The sequence below is a fragment of the Herbiconiux liukaitaii genome (assembly GCF_041927495.1).
Lineage (GTDB): Bacteria > Actinomycetota > Actinomycetes > Actinomycetales > Microbacteriaceae > Herbiconiux > Herbiconiux liukaitaii.
Genome location: NZ_JBHFHG010000007.1, coordinates 23,164 through 40,283, shown reverse-complemented (window position 1 = coordinate 40,283; position 17,120 = coordinate 23,164). Strand labels below are relative to the sequence as shown.

The 17,120-nt window shown below is 70.8% G+C and carries 18 protein-coding genes; 8 read left to right on the top strand and 10 right to left on the bottom strand.

Annotated elements, in window-relative coordinates; all coding sequences use genetic code 11:
* Positions 1 to 17: 17 nt before the first annotated feature.
* On the bottom strand, positions 18 to 926 hold the full coding sequence (locus tag ACEXQC_RS14580; protein WP_374823779.1) for an HpcH/HpaI aldolase/citrate lyase family protein: 909 nt from the start codon (positions 924 to 926) through the stop codon (positions 18 to 20).
* 173 nt (positions 927 to 1,099) lie between these two features.
* Here ACEXQC_RS14580 and msrB point away from each other — a divergent pair, with 173 nt between their 5' ends.
* From msrB to ACEXQC_RS14565, 3 genes are all read left to right on the top strand, one after another.
* Positions 1,100 to 1,624, top strand: coding sequence for a peptide-methionine (R)-S-oxide reductase MsrB (gene msrB / locus ACEXQC_RS14575; protein ID WP_374823776.1), 525 nt, complete (start codon positions 1,100 to 1,102; stop codon positions 1,622 to 1,624).
* Positions 1,621 to 2,142, top strand: a complete 522-nt coding sequence (msrA, locus tag ACEXQC_RS14570) for a peptide-methionine (S)-S-oxide reductase MsrA (protein ID WP_374823773.1) — start codon at positions 1,621 to 1,623, stop codon at positions 2,140 to 2,142. The genes msrB and msrA overlap by 4 nt, the downstream gene beginning before the upstream one ends.
* A 94-nt stretch (positions 2,143 to 2,236) precedes the next feature.
* The gene (locus tag ACEXQC_RS14565; protein WP_374823770.1) at positions 2,237 to 2,506 is read left to right on the top strand and encodes a hypothetical protein; all 270 of its coding nucleotides are present in this window, start codon (positions 2,237 to 2,239) and stop codon (positions 2,504 to 2,506) included.
* Here the strand turns inward: ACEXQC_RS14565 and ACEXQC_RS14560 are convergent.
* Together ACEXQC_RS14560 and ACEXQC_RS14555 are read right to left on the bottom strand one after the other, a co-directional pair.
* On the bottom strand, positions 2,497 to 3,045 hold the full coding sequence (locus tag ACEXQC_RS14560) for a dihydrofolate reductase (RefSeq protein ID WP_374823767.1): 549 nt from the start codon (positions 3,043 to 3,045) through the stop codon (positions 2,497 to 2,499). The two genes, ACEXQC_RS14565 and ACEXQC_RS14560, sit on opposite strands and share 10 nt — an antisense overlap.
* A gap of 18 nt (positions 3,046 to 3,063) precedes the next feature.
* Positions 3,064 to 3,867 (bottom strand): thymidylate synthase, encoded by an 804-nt coding sequence (locus tag ACEXQC_RS14555; RefSeq protein ID WP_374823764.1) that lies wholly within the window; start codon positions 3,865 to 3,867, stop codon positions 3,064 to 3,066.
* 86 nt (positions 3,868 to 3,953) lie between these two features.
* Here ACEXQC_RS14555 and ACEXQC_RS14550 point away from each other — a divergent pair, with 86 nt between their 5' ends.
* The 3 genes from ACEXQC_RS14550 to ACEXQC_RS14540 all read left to right on the top strand — a co-directional run bounded on the left by ACEXQC_RS14550 (position 3,954) and on the right by ACEXQC_RS14540 (position 5,915).
* The gene (locus tag ACEXQC_RS14550; RefSeq protein WP_374823761.1) at positions 3,954 to 4,166 is read left to right on the top strand and encodes a hypothetical protein; all 213 of its coding nucleotides are present in this window, start codon (positions 3,954 to 3,956) and stop codon (positions 4,164 to 4,166) included.
* A gap of 2 nt (positions 4,167 to 4,168) precedes the next feature.
* Positions 4,169 to 4,924, top strand: a complete 756-nt coding sequence (locus ACEXQC_RS14545; protein ID WP_374823758.1) for a YqjF family protein — start codon at positions 4,169 to 4,171, stop codon at positions 4,922 to 4,924.
* 94 nt (positions 4,925 to 5,018) lie between these two features.
* Positions 5,019 to 5,915: an HAD family hydrolase gene (locus ACEXQC_RS14540; protein WP_374823756.1), complete on the top strand. Its 897-nt coding sequence runs from the start codon at positions 5,019 to 5,021 to the stop codon at positions 5,913 to 5,915.
* Between the two features lie 60 nt (positions 5,916 to 5,975).
* Here ACEXQC_RS14540 and ybaK read toward each other — a convergent pair whose 3' ends face one another.
* The 4 genes from ybaK to ACEXQC_RS14520 are packed head-to-tail and all read right to left on the bottom strand — an operon-like array spanning position 5,976 to position 12,706.
* On the bottom strand, positions 5,976 to 6,485 hold the full coding sequence (gene ybaK / locus ACEXQC_RS14535) for a Cys-tRNA(Pro) deacylase (RefSeq protein ID WP_374823753.1): 510 nt from the start codon (positions 6,483 to 6,485) through the stop codon (positions 5,976 to 5,978).
* On the bottom strand, positions 6,485 to 7,177 hold the full coding sequence (locus ACEXQC_RS14530; RefSeq protein WP_374823751.1) for an alpha/beta hydrolase: 693 nt from the start codon (positions 7,175 to 7,177) through the stop codon (positions 6,485 to 6,487). The genes ybaK and ACEXQC_RS14530 overlap by 1 nt, the downstream gene beginning before the upstream one ends.
* Positions 7,178 to 7,212: 35 nt before the next feature.
* On the bottom strand, positions 7,213 to 7,992 hold the full coding sequence (locus tag ACEXQC_RS14525) for an Fpg/Nei family DNA glycosylase (RefSeq protein ID WP_374823748.1): 780 nt from the start codon (positions 7,990 to 7,992) through the stop codon (positions 7,213 to 7,215).
* Positions 7,985 to 12,706, bottom strand: coding sequence for an ATP-dependent helicase (locus ACEXQC_RS14520; protein WP_374823745.1), 4,722 nt, complete (start codon positions 12,704 to 12,706; stop codon positions 7,985 to 7,987). The genes ACEXQC_RS14525 and ACEXQC_RS14520 overlap by 8 nt, the downstream gene beginning before the upstream one ends.
* A gap of 67 nt (positions 12,707 to 12,773) precedes the next feature.
* Between ACEXQC_RS14520 and ACEXQC_RS14515 the strand changes: the two genes are divergently transcribed.
* On the top strand, positions 12,774 to 13,313 hold the full coding sequence (locus tag ACEXQC_RS14515) for an NUDIX hydrolase family protein (RefSeq protein WP_374823742.1): 540 nt from the start codon (positions 12,774 to 12,776) through the stop codon (positions 13,311 to 13,313).
* An 8-nt stretch (positions 13,314 to 13,321) separates the two neighbouring features.
* The gene (locus ACEXQC_RS14510; RefSeq protein WP_374823740.1) at positions 13,322 to 13,903 is read left to right on the top strand and encodes a YdeI/OmpD-associated family protein; all 582 of its coding nucleotides are present in this window, start codon (positions 13,322 to 13,324) and stop codon (positions 13,901 to 13,903) included.
* Positions 13,904 to 13,984: 81 nt separating this feature from the next.
* Here ACEXQC_RS14510 and ACEXQC_RS14505 read toward each other — a convergent pair whose 3' ends face one another.
* The 3 genes from ACEXQC_RS14505 to ACEXQC_RS14495 all read right to left on the bottom strand — a co-directional run bounded on the left by ACEXQC_RS14505 (position 13,985) and on the right by ACEXQC_RS14495 (position 17,072).
* Positions 13,985 to 15,646, bottom strand: coding sequence for a DEAD/DEAH box helicase (locus tag ACEXQC_RS14505; protein WP_374823737.1), 1,662 nt, complete (start codon positions 15,644 to 15,646; stop codon positions 13,985 to 13,987).
* A 224-nt stretch (positions 15,647 to 15,870) separates the two neighbouring features.
* A complete protein-coding gene (locus ACEXQC_RS14500; protein ID WP_374823734.1) occupies positions 15,871 to 16,548 on the bottom strand; it encodes a DUF1684 domain-containing protein in 678 nt (225 codons plus the stop codon).
* Positions 16,545 to 17,072 (bottom strand): hypothetical protein, encoded by a 528-nt coding sequence (locus ACEXQC_RS14495; protein WP_374823731.1) that lies wholly within the window; start codon positions 17,070 to 17,072, stop codon positions 16,545 to 16,547. Before ACEXQC_RS14495 ends, ACEXQC_RS14500 begins: the two co-directional genes overlap by 4 nt.
* Between the last annotated feature and the right edge of the window lie 48 nt (positions 17,073 to 17,120).

The following is a 17,120-nucleotide window of genomic DNA, read 5'->3' as shown; positions in this document are numbered from 1 at the left end:
GCGATGGCCCCGGTGCGTCAGTACCCGACACCCGGCTGCGGACCCCCCGGCGACGGGAGGGGCTGCACGCCGAAGGCGCGGGCCAGCTTGTCGATCTTCTCGGCGCGACCGAGACGCGGCAGGTCGCTGCCGTCGCGGATGACGCGGCCCCTGGCCTCGAAGTCGTCGAGGAAGTCGCGGGCCCACGTCACGTCGGACTGAGTGGGGCTGATGGCCTCGTTGATCACCGGCAGCTGCTCGATGTCGAGGCACAGCTTGCCGGTGAGGCCGAGCGTCACGGCCACGGCTGACTGCTCGCGCAGCACGGGGTGGCTCGAGCTCACGGTCGGGCCGTCGATGGGGCCGGGCAGGTTGCCCACGCGGCTGGCGATCACGAGGCGCGAGCGCGGGTAGGCCATGGCGATGTCCTCGGCGCTCGTCCCGGTGTCGCGCCGGTAGTCACCGCTGCCGAAGGCGAGGCGGAAGGCGCCGCGGGCCCGGGCGATCGAGACCGACTCTTCGATGCCGAGCGCCGACTCAACAAGGGCCAGCACCGGGGTCCTGCCGCCGAGGCGGTCGAAGGTCTCGGTCACGTCGGCGGCCGACTCGGTCTTGGCGAGCATCACGCCGCGGAGGCCGGGCGCGTCCTTCAGCTGGTCGACGTCGTCGCCCCAGAAGTCGGAACCGTGGTCGTTGATGCGCACCCACCCGGTGCCGTCCTCGGTGTTGAGCCACTCCACCACGTCGGTGCGGGCCGCCTCCTTGTTCGACGGGTCCACGCCGTCCTCGATGTCGAGCACGACCTGGTCGGCGCGCGAGTTGCGGGCCACGGGGAAGAGGTCGGTGCGGGTCGCCGAGACGAGCAGCCACGAGCGGGCGATCTCCGGGGGCACGGTCTGACGGCCCCAGGTGCGCTTCGGTTCGGAGTTCGTGGGATTCGAGGTCATCGGGCTTCTCTGCTCGTCTCTGATCGCGGTTGGAGCGGGTGGCCGCCTGCGCGACCGCCTCAGGCAGATTATCAGGTGGGTTCTCTGCCCCCGTCGGGAACTATTCAGGCAGAACGGTTGTTCTTCTTGATGACCGCCGCAGCCAGCGGTGGGAATGACGAGGAGACCAGATCGTGACCACCGAGTACCAGAAGACCCAGGAGTCGCTCGCGCGCCTCACCAAGCGGCAGTACGCCGTCACCCAGGAGGACTCGACCGAGCCCGCCTTCCGCAACGAGTTCTGGAACAACCATGACGACGGCATCTACGTCGATGTCGTCTCGGGCGAGCCCCTCTTCTCGTCGACCGACAAGTTCGACAGCAGTTCGGGGTGGCCGAGCTTCACGGCGCCCATCGATCGCTCGACCGTGGTCGAGAAGACGGATCGCAGCTGGGGCATGCGCCGCACCGAGGTGAGGAGCGCGAACGCCGACAGCCACCTCGGCCATCTCTTCCCCGACGGCCCTCGTGAGGCGGGCGGTCTGCGCTACTGCATCAACTCGGCGGCGCTGCGCTTCGTGCCGGTCGCCGAGCTCGAGGCGCAGGGATACGGGGAGTTCGCGGCGCTGTTCGGCGCGACCGCCGGCACCACCGCTGTCAGCACCACGACCACCGACACCACCGAGACCACCGACACCACCGGGGAGAACGCACGATGACCACAGAGACCGCGATCCTGGCCGGAGGCTGCTTCTGGGGCATGGAGGATCTCATCCGCCGTCGCCCCGGAGTGACCAGCACCCGAGTCGGCTACACCGGTGGCACGGTGCCGAACGCCACCTACCGCCATCACGGCGACCACGCCGAGGCGATCGAGATCACCTACGACCCCACCGTCACGAGCTACCGCTCGATGCTGGAGTTCTTCTTCCAGATCCACGACCCGTCCACCAAGGACCGCCAGGGCAACGACAGGGGCACGAGCTACCGCTCGGGCATCTACTACCTCGACGAGGAGCAGCGCCGCGTGGCGGAGGACACGATCGCCGACGTCGACGCGTCCGGTCTCTGGCCGGGCAAGGTCGTCACCGAACTCGCTCCCGCCGGTGACTTCTGGCAGGCCGAGCCCGAGCACCAGGACTACCTGGAGCGCTACCCGAACGGCTACACGTGCCACTACGTGCGACCCGGCTGGGTGCTCCCGCGCCGCGGTGCGGAGACCGTCGACGCGTCCTAGCGGCATGCGGTCCGGCGACGCCCCTCTTGGCGTGTCGCACCGGGATGGATGACACTGGACACTCGAACATACATTCGAATGTCTGGAGGTCATCATGAGCACACTCGATCTCACCGACGTCGCCACCCTGTGGTTCGGCGAGCGGGAGTCGGCGACCGTCCCGGTGCGCATGCTGTGGAGGGGTGAGCGCTGGCGGGTCACAGACAGGCCCACGGAGCCCGAGGGCCTGTACTGGACCACCCACCCACCCGAGTTCGCCGCCTGGCGCTTCCAGGCGACGGATGCGCACGGCTTCAGCCGGGTCTTCGACCTGGTGCGCCACGACGGCGACCCGCACTGGGTGGTCGTGCACGTCTACGACTGAGCGGGCTGCTCTCGGGTGAGTGTCACGAAGCGGTAGCGGATGCCCGAGCGTGACTCATTCCAGCCTTCGGCGGGCGTCACCACCCGGCTCCACCCGGCGCCTCCACCGGTGCCGTCGCCATCGCCCGTGCCCGCACCGACATCCGGCGCCATGGTGTCCCCGTCCACCTCCACGTCGACCTCGGTGACCTCCACCCGATCCGCGAACGGCAGCGCCTGCCGGTAGATCTCCCCTCCGCCGATCACCCAGACGGTCCGCCCCTCCGAGCCGTGCGCCTCCAGCGCCTCCTCCACGGAGCCCGCGGTCTCGGCCCCCTCGGCCGCCCAGCCCGCCTGCCGCGTGACGACCACATTGGTGCGCCCCGGCAGCGGCCGGATCCGCTCGGGCAGCGAGTCCCACGTCTTCCGCCCCATCACGACGGCCGACCCGGTGGTGAGCTCCTTGAAGTGCGCGAGATCCTCCGGCAGGTGCCACGGGATGCCACCGCCCTGCCCGATCACTCCGCCACGGGCCTCGGCCCAGACGAGCGCGACGCTCATCGCGAGACCACCTGCGCGTCAGACCGCGACGGCGGCGCGGATGGCCGGGTGGTGCACGTAGTCGACGATCTCGAGGTCGTCGTACTCGTAGTCGAACACGCTCGGCCGCTCGTTCAGGATGCGCAGCTTCGGCGCCGGGAACGGATCGCGCTGCAGCTGCAGCTCCACCTGCTCGACGTGGTTGTCGTAGATGTGGCAGTCGCCGCCCGTCCACACGAAGTCGCCCACGCCCAGACCGGCCTGCTCGGCGATGAGGTGCGTCAGCAGCGCGTAGCTGGCGATGTTGAAGGGCACTCCGAGGAAGAGGTCGGCGCTCCGCTGGTACAGCTGGCACGAGAGCTTGCCGTCGGCCACGTAGAACTGGAACAGCGCGTGGCACGGCGCCAACGCCATCTCGGGGATCTCGGCCACGTTCCAGGCCGACACGATCATGCGCCGGGAATCCGGATCGGTGCGGATGGTCTCGAGCACCTGCGAGATCTGGTCGATGGGCTCGCCCGAGGGGGTGGGCCAGGATCGCCACTGCACTCCGTAGACCGGGCCGAGCTCTCCGTCGGCGTCGGCCCACTCGTCCCAGATCGAGACGCCGTTCTCCTGCAGCCAGCGCACGTTGCCGTCGCCGCGCAGGAACCACAGCAGCTCGTAGGCCACCGACTTGAAGTGCACTCGCTTCGTGGTGATGAGCGGGAAACCCTCGCTCAGGTCGAAGCGCAGCTGGCGGCCGAACACGCTGCGCGTTCCCGTGCCGGTGCGATCCGACTTCGGCACCCCGTTCAGGAGCGTCTCGCGCAGCAGATCCTCGTACGGTGTCGCGATGGCCATGCCCTCGAGCGTACGGCCAATCGAGGCTGGTTGCGAGCTTGCCCGGCCCTCGTCGAATACTCTGATCGTGAGAGCGGGAGACGACCATGAAGCGCATCAACATCCTGTACGGCGGCAAGCAGTACTCCATCTCGGGTCGCGACGTCGACGAGGTCAAAGAGGAGATCAGGTCGGCCATCGCCGCCCCGGAGCCCTCCTGGTACGAGGTGAACGTGGGTGAGGGCCGCTTCAAGCGCGCGAGCATCCTGCTGGCGACCGGAGTCGACGTCGCCGTGATCGGCATCGACCCGGAGGATTGAGCGTGACGCCCGCGCCGCTCTCCCGCACCGCACCGCCCCTCGGCGATCGTCAGCACGAGCAGGACTGGCAGTCCCTCACCTTCCTGCACTGGCGGGTCGATCCGAAGGTCGTGGCGCCGCACCTCCCGCCCGGCACGGAACCCGACGTCTTCGACGGGTCGGCCTGGGTGGGTCTCATCCCGTTCCGGCTCGCCAATGCCACCGCGCCGGGGTTCAGCGCCCTCGGTCCCATCCCGTACGCCGGCACCTTCCCCGAGGTCAACGTGCGGCTCTACTCGGTCGACGGCACCGGTCGGCGCGGAGTGGTCTTCTCCTCCCTCGAGGCGTCGAAGCTGGCTGCGGTCGGCGCGGCGAACGTGCTCTTCGGCCTGCCGTACCGCTGGGCCAGGATGTCGATCACCACGAGCCGCGATGGTGCCATCACCTACCGGTCCGAACGCCGGGGAGCCGCAGGCCTCGGCGGTCGCACCGGGCCGCACACCGTCATCGAGGCACGACCGGGCACCCGCGATCTCTCGCACGACGAGCTGGCCGTCTTCCTCACCGCCCGGTGGGGTCTGCACATCGCCCGCGGGGGCCGCACCCGCTACATCCCCAACGAACACGAGCCGTGGCACATCACCGACGCGGAGCTCCTGCACCTCGACGACGAGCTGCTCGCGGCGGCGGGCTTCGGCGACCTCGCGAGCCGAGCGCCGGACTCCGTGCTCTTCTCCCCGGGGATCCACACGGCCTTCGGTCGCCCGTTCCCCCTCTGAGGACCCGCGCGGTGCACGCAGCCACCACCACACGGGCGCAAGGCGGCCGCCGTCCCGACCGAGCCGGCTCCATGCCGCCGACCATAATGGACGGGTGACCTCACCCACCCCGGATCTCGGCCTGCTGCTCGACGTCGACGGGCCGATCGCGAGCCCGATCACCCGCACCATCGCCATCCCCTCCATCACCGCCGATCTCGTCGCGCTCGCGAACGCCGGCGTGCCGATCGTCTTCAACACGGGCCGCTCCGACGAGTTCCTCCGCGGTGAGGTCGTGGAGCCGCTCGTGACGGGCGGGCTCGGCGACCACGCCCGCGTGTTCGGCGTGTGCGAGAAGGGTGCCGTGTGGTTCCGCATCACGCCCACGGGCGTCGGTGATCTCTCCATCGATGAGTCCCTCGTTCTCCCGGTCGAGCTCCGCGCAGGCGTGGAGGAGCTGGTGGCGGCGCGCTTCGCGGAGTCGATGTTCTTCGACCGCACCAAGCGCACCATGGTCTCCGTCGAGCAGCGCACCGACGTCGACAGCACCGACTATCTCGCCATCCAGCCCGTCTTCGACCGCGCGGTGCTCGATCTGTGCAGAACTCTCGATCTCGGCGCGATGTGGAGGAATGAACGGCAGCCCGCCTCCGAAGGCACCGTGCCCTACCGCCTCGACCCGTCGATCATCTCGACCGACATCGAGTCGGTGCGCGTCGGCAAGGATCTGGGGGCCGAGCGCGCCATCGCCCTGGTGGCCGAGCTCGGCACCGTCCCCCGCCGGTGGCGCACGGTCGGCGACTCCCGCAGCGACTACGCCATGGCCGACTGGATGCACGCGCAGCACTACGACGTCGCGCACGTCGACGTCCGCCCCGCCGAGGGGGTGCCGCAGAAGCCCTACGGGGTGCTCACGGCCGAGGAGCACGAGGTCAACGACGCCGCGGGAGCCGTCTTCCTGAGGCGCTGGGTGGCCGAGATCCTCGAGGGCGCCGCCCCAGGGCAGTCCTGATCACCGCAGGCCGGATCACAGCGAGCCGGATACGGTCGGGCCTGCTCAGATAGAGCCTGATCAGTGCGTGCCGGACGCCCTGCGGATCCTCGCGATCCGCCCGCGCACCGCTGCCACGAGGTCATCGGGCGCGATCTCGAGATCGAACCCCCGCCGGCCGCCGGAGACGAACACGGTCGGGAAATCCCGAGCGGCATCGTCGATCACCGTGTCGAGCGGTGTGCGCTGCCCGAACGGGCTGATCCCGCCCACGACGTAGCCGCTCTTGCGCTCGGCGACGGCCCGGTCGGCCAGGGCGGCCTTCTTGGCGCCGAGCTCCGCCGCCAGTGCCTTGAGGTCGAGTTGGTCGCGCACCGAGACGATTCCGATGCCGAGCCCCGCATCCGTCTCCACCATGAGCGTCTTGAACACACGGGCGGGGTCGATACCGAGTTCGCGCGCGGCCTCGGCTCCGAAGTCCTTCGCGGCGGCGTCGTGACGGTAGGCGTGGGGTGTGAAGGGGATGTCCGCCGCCCGCAGCGCCTGGGTCGCGGCCGTCGTGGGCCCGGCGGCGTCGCCCTTCCTGGCCATCAGCCCTGCTGCAGCAGCGTGTCGCGCAGGAAGCGGGCGACGTCGTCGGCCTCGTCCCGCGAGATGGAGTGCGCGATGCCCGGGTACTCGCGGGCCGTCACGGTGAAATGCCCGGGCACGAACGCCGCCGTGCGGTCGATGCCGCTCTGCGGGATGATCGGGTCGTCGATGTCGCGACCCCAGAAGAGCGGCGGCAGCGTGCGGGCGAGCACAGCGTCACCGGGCTCGGTCTCGGTGGCCACGAAGCCGGAGAGGTTGACAGCAGCGGCGAACCGCTCGGGAGAAGCCCGCAGCAGCTGCACACTCATCGCTCCGCCCTGCGAGAACCCGAGCGCGGCGACCGCAGGGGGCGCGCCGAACGCAGCCTCCACCCGGTCGAGCCAGGCCAGCACGGCGGCGACCGAACCCTGCACGGAGTCCACCGGGGGAAGGGCGGGGGCACCGGGGGTGAACCAGCTCCAACCGCCCATCCCGTAGGGCTCGCCCGAGAGCGGTGCCCGCAGCGACGCGTAGACGATGCCGTCGGGGAGCAGGGGGAACAGCGACGGCAGGTCGTTCTCGTGCGAGCCGCGCCCGTGCATCACGATCACGAGCGGCTGCACGGCGAGTCGCGAGGCGATGGAGTCGGCGGGCACCGACCACACCACGGCCTGATCGTCGATCACGAAGGGAGTCGCTTCATCGGAGGTCACCCGCCGAATCTAACAGCCGCACCCCACCACCCACCTCAGTGCTGGCAGTTCGGGCACCAGTAGGTCACGCGCTGGCTCAACTCCGTCGCGCCGAGCGACCCCGAGCGGATCCGCGTGCCGCAGCGCAAGCACGGCTTGCCCCCGCGCCCGTAGACGTAGGTGCGGCGCCCAGGGCGGGTGTCCCCGGTCGTCGTGCGCTCGGAGCGGTCGCGATTGGCCGTGATGAGCCGGTGCGCCAGATCCACGACGGCCGGCAGATCCGGCACGTCGCGCACGGGCCGTTCGGGGTGCAGCCCGCGGATGAAGCACATCTCGTTGGCGAAGACGTTTCCGAGCCCCGCCAGGTTGCGCTGGTCGAGCAGGGCCACGTCGATCTCCCGCGACTCGTCCGAGGCCAGTCGGCGCACGGCCTCCTCGGCATCCCAGTCGGGCCCGAGAAGATCGGGCCCGAGGTGCCCCACGGCCTCACCCTCCTCGGCGAGCGGCAGCACCTCCACGGTGCCCAGATCGAACCCCACGGTCACCCAGTCGGCGTTCGCGAGCACGATGCGCGCCTGGTAGGCGGGCCGCCGCCACTTCGTGCCGTGCCGGTAGATGTGCCAGGCACCCTCCATCTTGAGGTGGGTGTGGATGCTCATGCCGCCCACCCGCGTGAGCAGGTGCTTGCCACGTGCCACGACTTCATCCACCACCTCGCCGCGCAGGTCGACGGAGGCGTACTTCGGCACGCGCACGTCGCAGACCGTGAGCGCGCGACCGGCCAGGGCCTCGTGCAGGTGCACGGCCGTGCGGTAGACGGTGTCGCCCTCAGGCACGCAGCCTCAGCCCCCGGGGCGTGCCGGTGAAGCCTGCGGTCTCGAGGGCGGTGCCCACCGGGGTGCCGAGCACGAAGTCGCCGTTCACCCGCTCGACCGCGAGACGGTCGACCCGCCCCGTGGTCACGGCGCCGGCCACCGAGCGGGCCGCTGCAGCGATCTGCCCCTGGTCGTCGGTGAAGGCGAGCGCCGACTTGCCACCCCGCTCGAGGTAGAGCACGAGGTCGCCATCCACGAGGCACACGAGCGCTCCCGCCTTGCGGCCGGGCTTGTGCCCGGTGGAGTCCTCGATCGTGGGCCAGCCGAGAGCCGCGCCGTAGGGGTTGGCAGGGTCGGTGGCGGCGAGGGTGATGGCCTCGAACTGCCGCTCGCGACCCTCGCGGCCCACGGCATCGGGCGAGAAGCCGCGCAGTCGATCGACGGTGCCCCCGGTCGCGAACTGCGCCGCACCCAGAGTCTCCACGAAGTAGCCGCGACGGCACCGACCGCTCTCCTCGAACTGGCTCAGCACGCGGTAGACGAGGGCGAAACCGCCCGGAACCCGCTCGCTCACCACCGAGCCGCGGGTCACGATCCCGTACCTGTCGAGCAGCATCTCGGCCGTCGCGTGGGCCCTGAGGGTCGGATCGGCGACCGGTTCGGGCAGCATCGACCAGCGGCCACCCGCGGTGGGCGGCCCGACCCTCGTCTGCATGGTGGCGCGGGCCACACTCCGCCCGCGGTACATCCGCGAGCGGGGCGCTTGGCGCTTGGTGCTGTGCGCCGCCTTGCCCGATCCGGTGAGGGTGCGGAGCGGAGCGACGGTGTCGTTGGTCACGAGGCCCGCCCAGACCAGATCCCACAGGGCCTCCACCACCGCGGCGTCCTCAGGCACGCGGTCGGGCATACGCGTCGCCACGTCGTCGGCGAGGGAGCGGAAGAAGAACCCGCCGCCGCGTGACAGCGCGTCGCGCAGAGCGGTGTGCACCTCGGTCTCGTCGAGCTCCTCCAGGGCAGCGGTCGTCGCGGAGAGCGGCAGGGTGTCGAGTGTGTGGAAGGCCACCCAGCCGTCGCTGCCCGGCAGCCGACCGCGCCCCGACCACACCACTTCGCCCGACGCGGTGAGCTCGTCGAGCATCGCGGGGCTGTAGTCGCGCACACGGGCAGGCAGCACGAGGTGCTCCCACGCGGAGGCGGGCACGGGAACCCCGGCCAGTTGCTCGATGACGGTCAGCACGCCGTCGACACCACGGAGAGAACCGCCCACGTGCTGCCAGGCGGGCAGGAAGCGCGCCAGCGTGGTCGTCTCCACCGGCTCGACCTCGTGACGGAGCGCCGCGAGGGAGCGGCTGCGCAGCCGCCGGAGCACCTCGGCATCGCACCACTCGGTCGATCCGGTGCGCCCGCTCACGACGGGCGACGACGGCTCGGGTTCGGCGAGACCACTCGGCCTGAACTCACCCTCGATCACACGGCGATCGGCGCCCAGCCGCCGCAGCGCATCCGTCACCACGGCGATGCCCAGCCCGAACCGCTCGGCCACCTCGTGGGCGAGGAACGGCCCGTGGGTGCGGGCGTACCGGCTCACGAGGTCGTGCACGGGCTGCTCCACGGGCGCGATGAACGCATCCGGAACCCCGAAGGGGATGGGCACTCCGAGTGCATCGCGCAGACGGCCCGCGTCTTCGATGGGCGCCCACCACTCGGTGCCCGCGAAGCTCACGCGCAGAGCGCGCTTGGCCGTCACGAGCTGCTCGAGGGCTGCGGCCACATCGAACTCCTGCGATCGGGCGACGACCTCGGCGGTGGTCAGAGGCCCGAGCATGCGCAGCAGATCGGCCACGCCCTCGATGTCGCGCGCCCGGCGCTCGGGCACGAGCCGCTGCAGCTCCTGCTGGGTCTCCACGATCACCTTCGGATCGAGCAGCTCTCTCAGTTCTGCACGACCGAGGAGCTCCGAGAGCAGGCTCGGGTCGAGCGAGAGCGCGGCCGCCCTCCGCTCGGCGAGCGGGCTGTCGCCCTCGTAGACGAAGGATGCGACGTAGCCGAACAGCAGCGATCGCGCGAAGGGCGAGGCCTCCGGCGATTCGATCTCGACGACCTTGATGCGCCGCGACTCGAGATCCCGCGCGATGCCGAGCAGCGAGGGCAGGTCGTAGACGTCCTGCAGGCACTCGCGCACGGTCTCGAGGATGATCGGGAACGTCGGGTACTTGCGCGCCACCTCGAGCAGCTGAGCCGAGCGCTGGCGCTGCTGCCACAGCGGGGAGCGCTTGCCGGGGTTCTGCCGGGGGAGCAGCAGCGCGCGGGCAGCGTTCTCGCGGAAGCGCGACGCGAAGAGCGCCGACCCGCCCACCTCGTCGGTCACGACCTGCTCGAGGTCGGCCGGCTCGAACAGGAACAGCTCGGCCGAGGGCGGCTCGCTCTCGGTGTCGGGCAGCCGCAGCACGATCCCGTCGTCGCTCGCCACCGCGCTCGCGTCGAGGCCGAAGCGCTCGCGGATGCGGCCGTTCACGGCTAGGGCCCACGGCGAGTGCACCTGCATGCCGAACGGCGAGTGCAGCACCACGCGCCAGTCGCCGAGTTCGTCGCGGAAGCGCTCGAGCACGAGCGTCTTGTCGCTCGGCACGTGCCCGGTGGCCTCGCGCTGCTCAGTGACGAAGGTCACGAGGTTCGACGCCGCCCACGGATCGAGCCCCGCACTCCGCGCGAGCGTGGCGGCCTCCTCCGGGGAGGCCGCGGCCACCTGCCGGGTGAAGGCGCCGATGGCCTCGCCGAGCTCCGCCGGGCGGCCGATGCCCTCGCCGCGCCAGAACGGCAGCCGACCCGGCTGCCCGAACGCGGGCGTCACGAGCACACGATCGTGCGTGATCTCGTGGATGCGCCAGCTCGTCGCCCCGAGCGCGAACACGTCGCCCACGCGCGACTCGTAGACCATCTCCTCGTCGAGCTCGCCCACGCGCCGCCCGGGAGCGGAGCGGGTGGAACCTCCCGCGCTCGCCGTCGGATCGGCCTCCGTGGGTTCGCCGCCCACCATGAACACGCCGAAGAGCCCGCGGTCCGGAATGGTGCCGCCGCTCGTCACGGCCAGTCGCTGAGCGCCGGGCCTGCCGGTGAGGGTGCCCGCGTCGCGATCCCACACCAGCCGGGGTCGCAGTTCGGCGAACTCGTCGGAGGGGTACAGGCCGGAGAGCAGATCGAGTGTGGCCTCGTAGGCCGAGCGCGGAAGGTTCGCGAACGAGGCGCTCCTCCGCACCACGTCGAACCACTCCTCCACATCGATGGCCTCGAGCGCGCACGCGGCGACCGTCTGCTGGGCCAGGATGTCGAGCGGGTTCGCCGGGATCGACAGCGTCTCGATGAGCCCTTCGCTCATGCGGATCGAGACCACCGCGGAGTGGATGAGGTCGGCGCGGTGCTTCGGGTACAGCAGCCCCTTCGAGATCTCGCCCACCTGGTGGCCTGCACGCCCCACGCGCTGCAACCCGCTCGCCACCGACGGGGGAGCCTCCACCTGGATCACGAGGTCGACGGCGCCCATGTCGATACCGAGCTCGAGGCTCGAGGTCGCCACCACGCACCGCAGCCGACCGGTCTTCAGGTCGTCCTCGATGAACGCCCGCTGCTCCTTGCTCACCGATCCGTGGTGCGCCCTGGCGAGCAGCGTGTCCGCGCCCTCGATCCGCCCCTCCTGGCTGAGCCCGGCGGTCTGCCCGGCCTGCCCCATCACCTGCGCGGGGGCCGACGCCGGGCGCGCGCCCTCGCCGTCCTCATCCGTCGCGTACCCCATCCGCTCGGCGTAGATCTCGTTGAGCCGTGCCGTGAGCCGCTCGGCCAGCCGCCGCGAGTTGGCGAACACGATCGAGGAGCGGTGCTCCAGGATGCGGTCGACGATGTCCTCCTCGACGTGCGGCCAGATCGACCCCTGCTCCGGTGCGTTCGCCGCCGACGCGGCCCCCTCGAGCGAGGCGGACTCTGGCGGCGGGATCTTCGTCATGTCCTCCACCGGAACGACCACCTGGAGGTCGAACTTCTTGGTGGAGGGAGGCGCCACGATCGCGACCGGGCGGCCGCCCGCGAGAAAGCGCGCCACCTCTTCGCGAGGGCGCACGGTGGCCGAGAGCCCGATGCGCTGGGCGGGGCGCTGCAGCAGCGTGTCGAGCCGGTCGAGGCTCACCGCGAGGTGCGCACCGCGCTTGGTCGCCGCCACCGCGTGCACCTCGTCGATGATCACGGTCGTGACCTCGCTCAGCGACTCGCGCGCCGCCGAGGTGAGCATGAGGAAGAGCGATTCCGGCGTCGTGATGAGGATGTCGGGCGGCGTCTTGGCGAGCGTTCGACGCTCGTTGGCCGGGGTGTCTCCGGATCGCACACCCACCGAGATCACCGGGGGAGCGGCACCCAACCGCTTGGCCGTCTGCGTGATGCCCACGAGGGGCGAGCGGAGGTTGCGCTCCACGTCGACCGCGAGCGCCTTGAGCGGGGAGACGTAGAGCACCGAGGTCTTGCGCGGCTCCTCGCCCGAGGCGAGGGGAGGTGCCGCCGAGAGCCTGTCGAGGGCCCAGAGGAACGACGCCAGAGTCTTGCCGGAGCCCGTGGGCGCCACGACGAGCGCGTGGTCGCCCCCCGACACCGCCTCCCAGGCACCAGACTGCGCGGTGGTGGGGCCCGAGGGGAAGGCACCGAGGAACCACTCGCGTGTTGCGGGGGAGAACCTGTCGAGCACATTGCTCATGCGTCCATCATCACCCGAGCCACCGACATCGGCATCGAGGCGGGCGATCCGTGGGTAAGAATGGACTATGAGCGTGCGCACCCCCGACCCCAACTCCGGCTGGTTGAGCGACCAGGAGCTCGCCGAGATCAGGCAGCGACTCCCCCTTCTCTACGTCGAGGCCGTGCCGGTGCGGGTCGATGGTCTCGGTCAGGTCGTCGAGGTCGGTGTGCTGCTGCGGGTGGGATCGAGCGGCACCATCACGCGCACCCTCGTCTCGGGCCGGGTCATGTACGGCGAGACCCTCCGCGATGCGCTCTTCCGCCACCTCGAGAAGGATCTCGGGCCCATGGCGTTCCCGCAGCTGCCCGCGAGCCCCATCCCGGTGCACGTGGCCGAGTACTTCCCGCTGCCCGGTGTCTCCGCGTTCTACGACGAGCGCCAGCACGCCGTCTCGCTCGCCTACGTCGTGCCTGTCACCGGCACCTGCGACCCGCGGCAGGATGCTCTCGAGCTCACCTGGATGACACCGGAGGAGGCAGCATCCCCCGCCGTCTCCGACGAGATGGAGGGCGGCCGCGGAGCCCTCCTCCGCGCAGCGCTCGCCTCGGTCGGCAAGCTGGTCTGAGTCGGGCCGTGGCCGAGCCGAGACCTGAGTACGAGCACCTCCAGTTCGACGACGACGCCGGCTGGGATGCCTGGCTCACGGTGAACGGCGGGTCCTCGGAGGGCGTGCGCCTGCGCATCGCCAAGAAGAGCAGTGCGCACACGATGCCCAGCTACGTCGAGGCGCTCGACGTGGCGCTCTGCCACGGCTGGATCGACGGCCGTCGCAATGCGTTCGACGACGACTTCTTCCTGCAGACCTTCACCCCTCGACGGGCGAAGAGCATGTGGTCCACGATCAATCAGGAGAAGGTCGCCGTGCTCATCGAGGCGGGGCGGATGCGCGAGGCCGGCTTCCGCGAGATCGAGCGGGCCAAGGCGGACGGCCGCTGGGAGGCCGCGTACGCCCCCGCGTCCTCCATCGAGGTGCCGCCCGAGTTCGCCGCAGCGCTCGAGGCCAACCCGGAGGCGGCCGCCTTCTTCGCGACCCTCACGGGCTCCCCGCGCTACGCCTTCCTGTTCCGCCTGCACCACCTCAAGCGCCCGGAGACCCGCACCCGCCGCATCGCGGAGTACATCGCGCTCCTCACCCGCCACGAGACCCTCCCCTAGGCCTCACTCAGGCCCGTGGGAGCGCCGAACGGCCCACCTCACGAGGAGACGGGCCGTTCGAGGAGTCAAGCGGATGCGCGACTAGCGTGCGCGACGACGCCCGCCCGCGGATCCGGCCGAGAAGGCCGCCGCGGACTGACGCGGGCGACCGGTGCCTGCCGCAGCACCCGAGCCGGAGCCCGAGCCGCCGCGACGTGCGCCGCCCTCGCCCGAGCCTGACGCTGATCCTGCGCCCGAGCCGCCGCGGCCCTGGCCGCCACCGCTCGCGCCATCCGACGAGGTGCTGTAGAACGAGCGGCTTCCGCCACCGGCGCTGCCACCACGGCCGCCACCGGCACCGCCGGCGCCACCGCCGCGGCGTGCGCCGCCGGAACCGCCCTGGCCACCACGGCCTGAGCCGGCGCCTGCACCGGCGCCCACACCCTCGCCGTCACGACGAGCGCGCTTGCGCTGCGCGTTGGCGCCCTGCGAACCGCCGCTGCGGCCGGTTCCGTCGTTGCCGGTGCGGCGCTGGCCGGAGGAGGGCAGCTGGTTGGTCGTGCGGGGAGCCGGCTTCACGTAGGCGGCGACATCGCCGGTGAGGGCGTTCACCGAGGCCGAGTCGGCCGAGACGACCTCGGGGGTGACGTTGATCGCGGCCTTGCGGAGCAGATCCTTCACGTCCTTGCGCTGCGCGGGCAGCATGATCGTCACGACGTCACCAGCCGATCCGGCGCGGGCGGTGCGGCCCGAGCGGTGCAGGTACGCCTTGTGCTCGGCCGGCGGGTCCACGTGGATGACGAGCTCGATGTCGTCGACGTGCACGCCACGGGCGGCCACGTCGGTCGCCACGAGCACGCGCACGGAGCCGTCGGAGAAGGCCGCGAGGTTGCGGTCGCGGGCCACCTGCGAGAGGTTGCCGTGCAGGTCGACCGAGGGGATGCCCGCCTCGGTCAGCTGCTTCGCGAGCTTCTTGGCCTGGTGCTTGGTGCGCATGAAGAGGATGCGGCGGCCGGAGCCCGAGGCGAGCTTCTCCACGAGCACGCGCTTCGACTCGACCGACTCGGTCTCGAACACGTGGTGGGTCATCGCGGCCACGGGGGAGTTGGCCTCGTCGACCGAGTGCAGCACCTCGTTGTGGAGGAACTTGCGCACGAGCTTGTCCACGCCGTTGTCGAGCGTCGCCGAGAACAGCATGCGCTGTCCGTTCGACGGGGTCTTGTCGAGGATGCGCGTGACGACGGGCAGGAAGCCGAGGTCGGCCATGTGGTCGGCCTCGTCGAGCACGGTGATCTCCACGGCGTCGAGCGAGACGAAGCCCTGCTTCATGAGGTCCTCGAGGCGGCCGGGGCAGGCCACCACGATGTCGACGCCGGCCTTGAGCGCGGTCACCTGTCGGCCCTGCGAGACGCCGCCGAAGATCGTGGTGGTGGTCATGCCGTAGGCCTTGGCGAGAGGAGCGACGACCGCATCGATCTGCGTGGCGAGCTCACGGGTGGGAGCCAGGATGAGGCCGACGGGGCGGCCGGGGCGGCGCTTGCCGCCCGCGAGCTCGCCGCCGAGGCGGGCGACCATCGGGACGGAGAACGCGAGGGTCTTGCCCGAGCCGGTCTTGCCGCGGCCGAGCACGTCGCGGCCGTTGAGGGTGTCGGGGAGGGTGTCGACCTGGATGGGGAACGGCTCCGTCTTGCCCTGTGCGGTGAGCACCGAGACGAGGGGAGCGGGCACGCCGAGCGCGCTGAAGGATGAGGGGGTAGTGGACAACGTGGTGCCTTTCGGGCATCAGTCCGGTGCGCGCGTCTCTGCAGAAGGCCCACTCGGATGTGAGGCGAACGCACCGACGGTGCATCCGTTCGCCGCAAGAAGTATCTGCAGATGATCCGCCCCGCTGCTACAGCCCTGCTGTGCCTGCGGTTCCTGGATCGATCGGAGAGGGAGCGTTCTTTCGACGCACGGGGCTCCCTATCGAGCCCTCGAGTACCCCCAGCCTAGCGCATGGATGCGGAGTAGGACTCGCCGACCGGGATGTCGACGTCCACGCGGTTGCCCGGCTGGGCCAGCGGGCACGCCCAGGCGGGGTCATAGGCGCACGACGGGTTGTACGCGAAGTTGAAGTCGAGCACGAGGTGCGCGCCGGAGGCGCTGCCGCCATGCGCTTCAAGGGTGTCGTTGAGGTGCGCGCCCTTGATCGTGTCCACGAGGTAGCGGCCACCGCCGTAGGTGCCGTGCGGCTTGCCGGCGCGGCCGTCCTTCACGGGCACGAACAGTCCGCCCCCGTACGAGGCCAACCGCCACACGTCGAGCTCGCCGACACCCTCCAGGTGCGCCACGCCGAGCAGCTCGAACGGCACGACGCCGTCGGTCCCCGTCTCGAAGTCGAATCGCCTCGGCCTCGGGTCCGAGTCGTCCACGGGTTCGATCGACACCTCGAACCGCCAGGCCGCGTCGTACTCGGCCACGAGCAGCCCCGCGAACGCGGCCCGCTCGTCGGGCAGCAGCGGTGAGGCGGCGTGTGAGGCGAAGAGCCGGTCGCGCTCGAGCCGCCAGTGCTCGTGGGCGGCGGCCACGTCGCCGGTGGCGCTCCTCCGGCGCACCTCCTCGTAGATCTCGAAGACCCGCAGCCGCCAGTCGGCGGTCTCGAGGGCCGTGATGGCGGAGATGCTCATCGGTCGTGCCCTCCGTCGGTGTCTGGCTCGTCGTCGACGGGGAGGTCGTAGGCCCAGGTCGGCGCGAGCTTCTGCAGCTTGTGCCCGCGGAACTGCCAGAACGCCCACAGGCTGTACCAGGCGAATGGCGTCAGCAGTCCGGCACCGATCACGAGCTGGTCCCGATAGAGCGTCTTGCCCGTGCCGGCGGGGTCGGGTGCGATGGCCATCTTGTGGTCCCAGAGCTTGATCGTGCTCACGGCTCCCGTCACGCCCTGGCCGGAGTCGTGCACGATCCGCACGTCTCCGTGCTGCCGGGTCTCGAAGTCCAGCCGGATGATCTGCTTGCCCATCGGCACCACGCCGCCGCCGCGCATCAGCACCGGATGCTGCCCCGGCTCCCACACGGTGGGGAACCCGTCCGCCGCGAGCGATTCGATCTCCACGAGCGGGCTCGACACCTCCCGGAAGACGGCGGGGCTCCGGATCGCCCTCCAGGCCGCATCGGGATCGCAGTCGAGGATGAGTTTCAGCAGCACGCGCATCCCCCCAGTCAACTCGGTCCCACGACGTATTCCCACCACGAGCGGGTA

Coding starts and splice junctions, on each gene's coding strand:
- msrA (WP_374823773.1), top strand. CDS start 1,621: ATGACCACAGAGACCGCGATCCTGGCCGGAGGCTGCTTCTGGGGCATG.
- ybaK (WP_374823753.1), bottom strand. CDS start 6,485: ATGGCCAGGAAGGGCGACGCCGCCGGGCCCACGACGGCCGCGACCCAG.
- ACEXQC_RS14500 (WP_374823734.1), bottom strand. CDS start 16,548: ATGAGCATCTCCGCCATCACGGCCCTCGAGACCGCCGACTGGCGGCTG.
- ACEXQC_RS14550 (WP_374823761.1), top strand. CDS start 3,954: ATGAAGCGCATCAACATCCTGTACGGCGGCAAGCAGTACTCCATCTCG.
- ACEXQC_RS14580 (WP_374823779.1), bottom strand. CDS start 926: ATGACCTCGAATCCCACGAACTCCGAACCGAAGCGCACCTGGGGCCGT.
- ACEXQC_RS14560 (WP_374823767.1), bottom strand. CDS start 3,045: ATGAGCGTCGCGCTCGTCTGGGCCGAGGCCCGTGGCGGAGTGATCGGG.
- ACEXQC_RS14520 (WP_374823745.1), bottom strand. CDS start 12,706: ATGAGCAATGTGCTCGACAGGTTCTCCCCCGCAACACGCGAGTGGTTC.
- ACEXQC_RS14515 (WP_374823742.1), top strand. CDS start 12,774: ATGAGCGTGCGCACCCCCGACCCCAACTCCGGCTGGTTGAGCGACCAG.
- ACEXQC_RS14495 (WP_374823731.1), bottom strand. CDS start 17,072: ATGCGCGTGCTGCTGAAACTCATCCTCGACTGCGATCCCGATGCGGCC.
- ACEXQC_RS14565 (WP_374823770.1), top strand. CDS start 2,237: ATGAGCACACTCGATCTCACCGACGTCGCCACCCTGTGGTTCGGCGAG.
- ACEXQC_RS14555 (WP_374823764.1), bottom strand. CDS start 3,867: ATGGCCATCGCGACACCGTACGAGGATCTGCTGCGCGAGACGCTCCTG.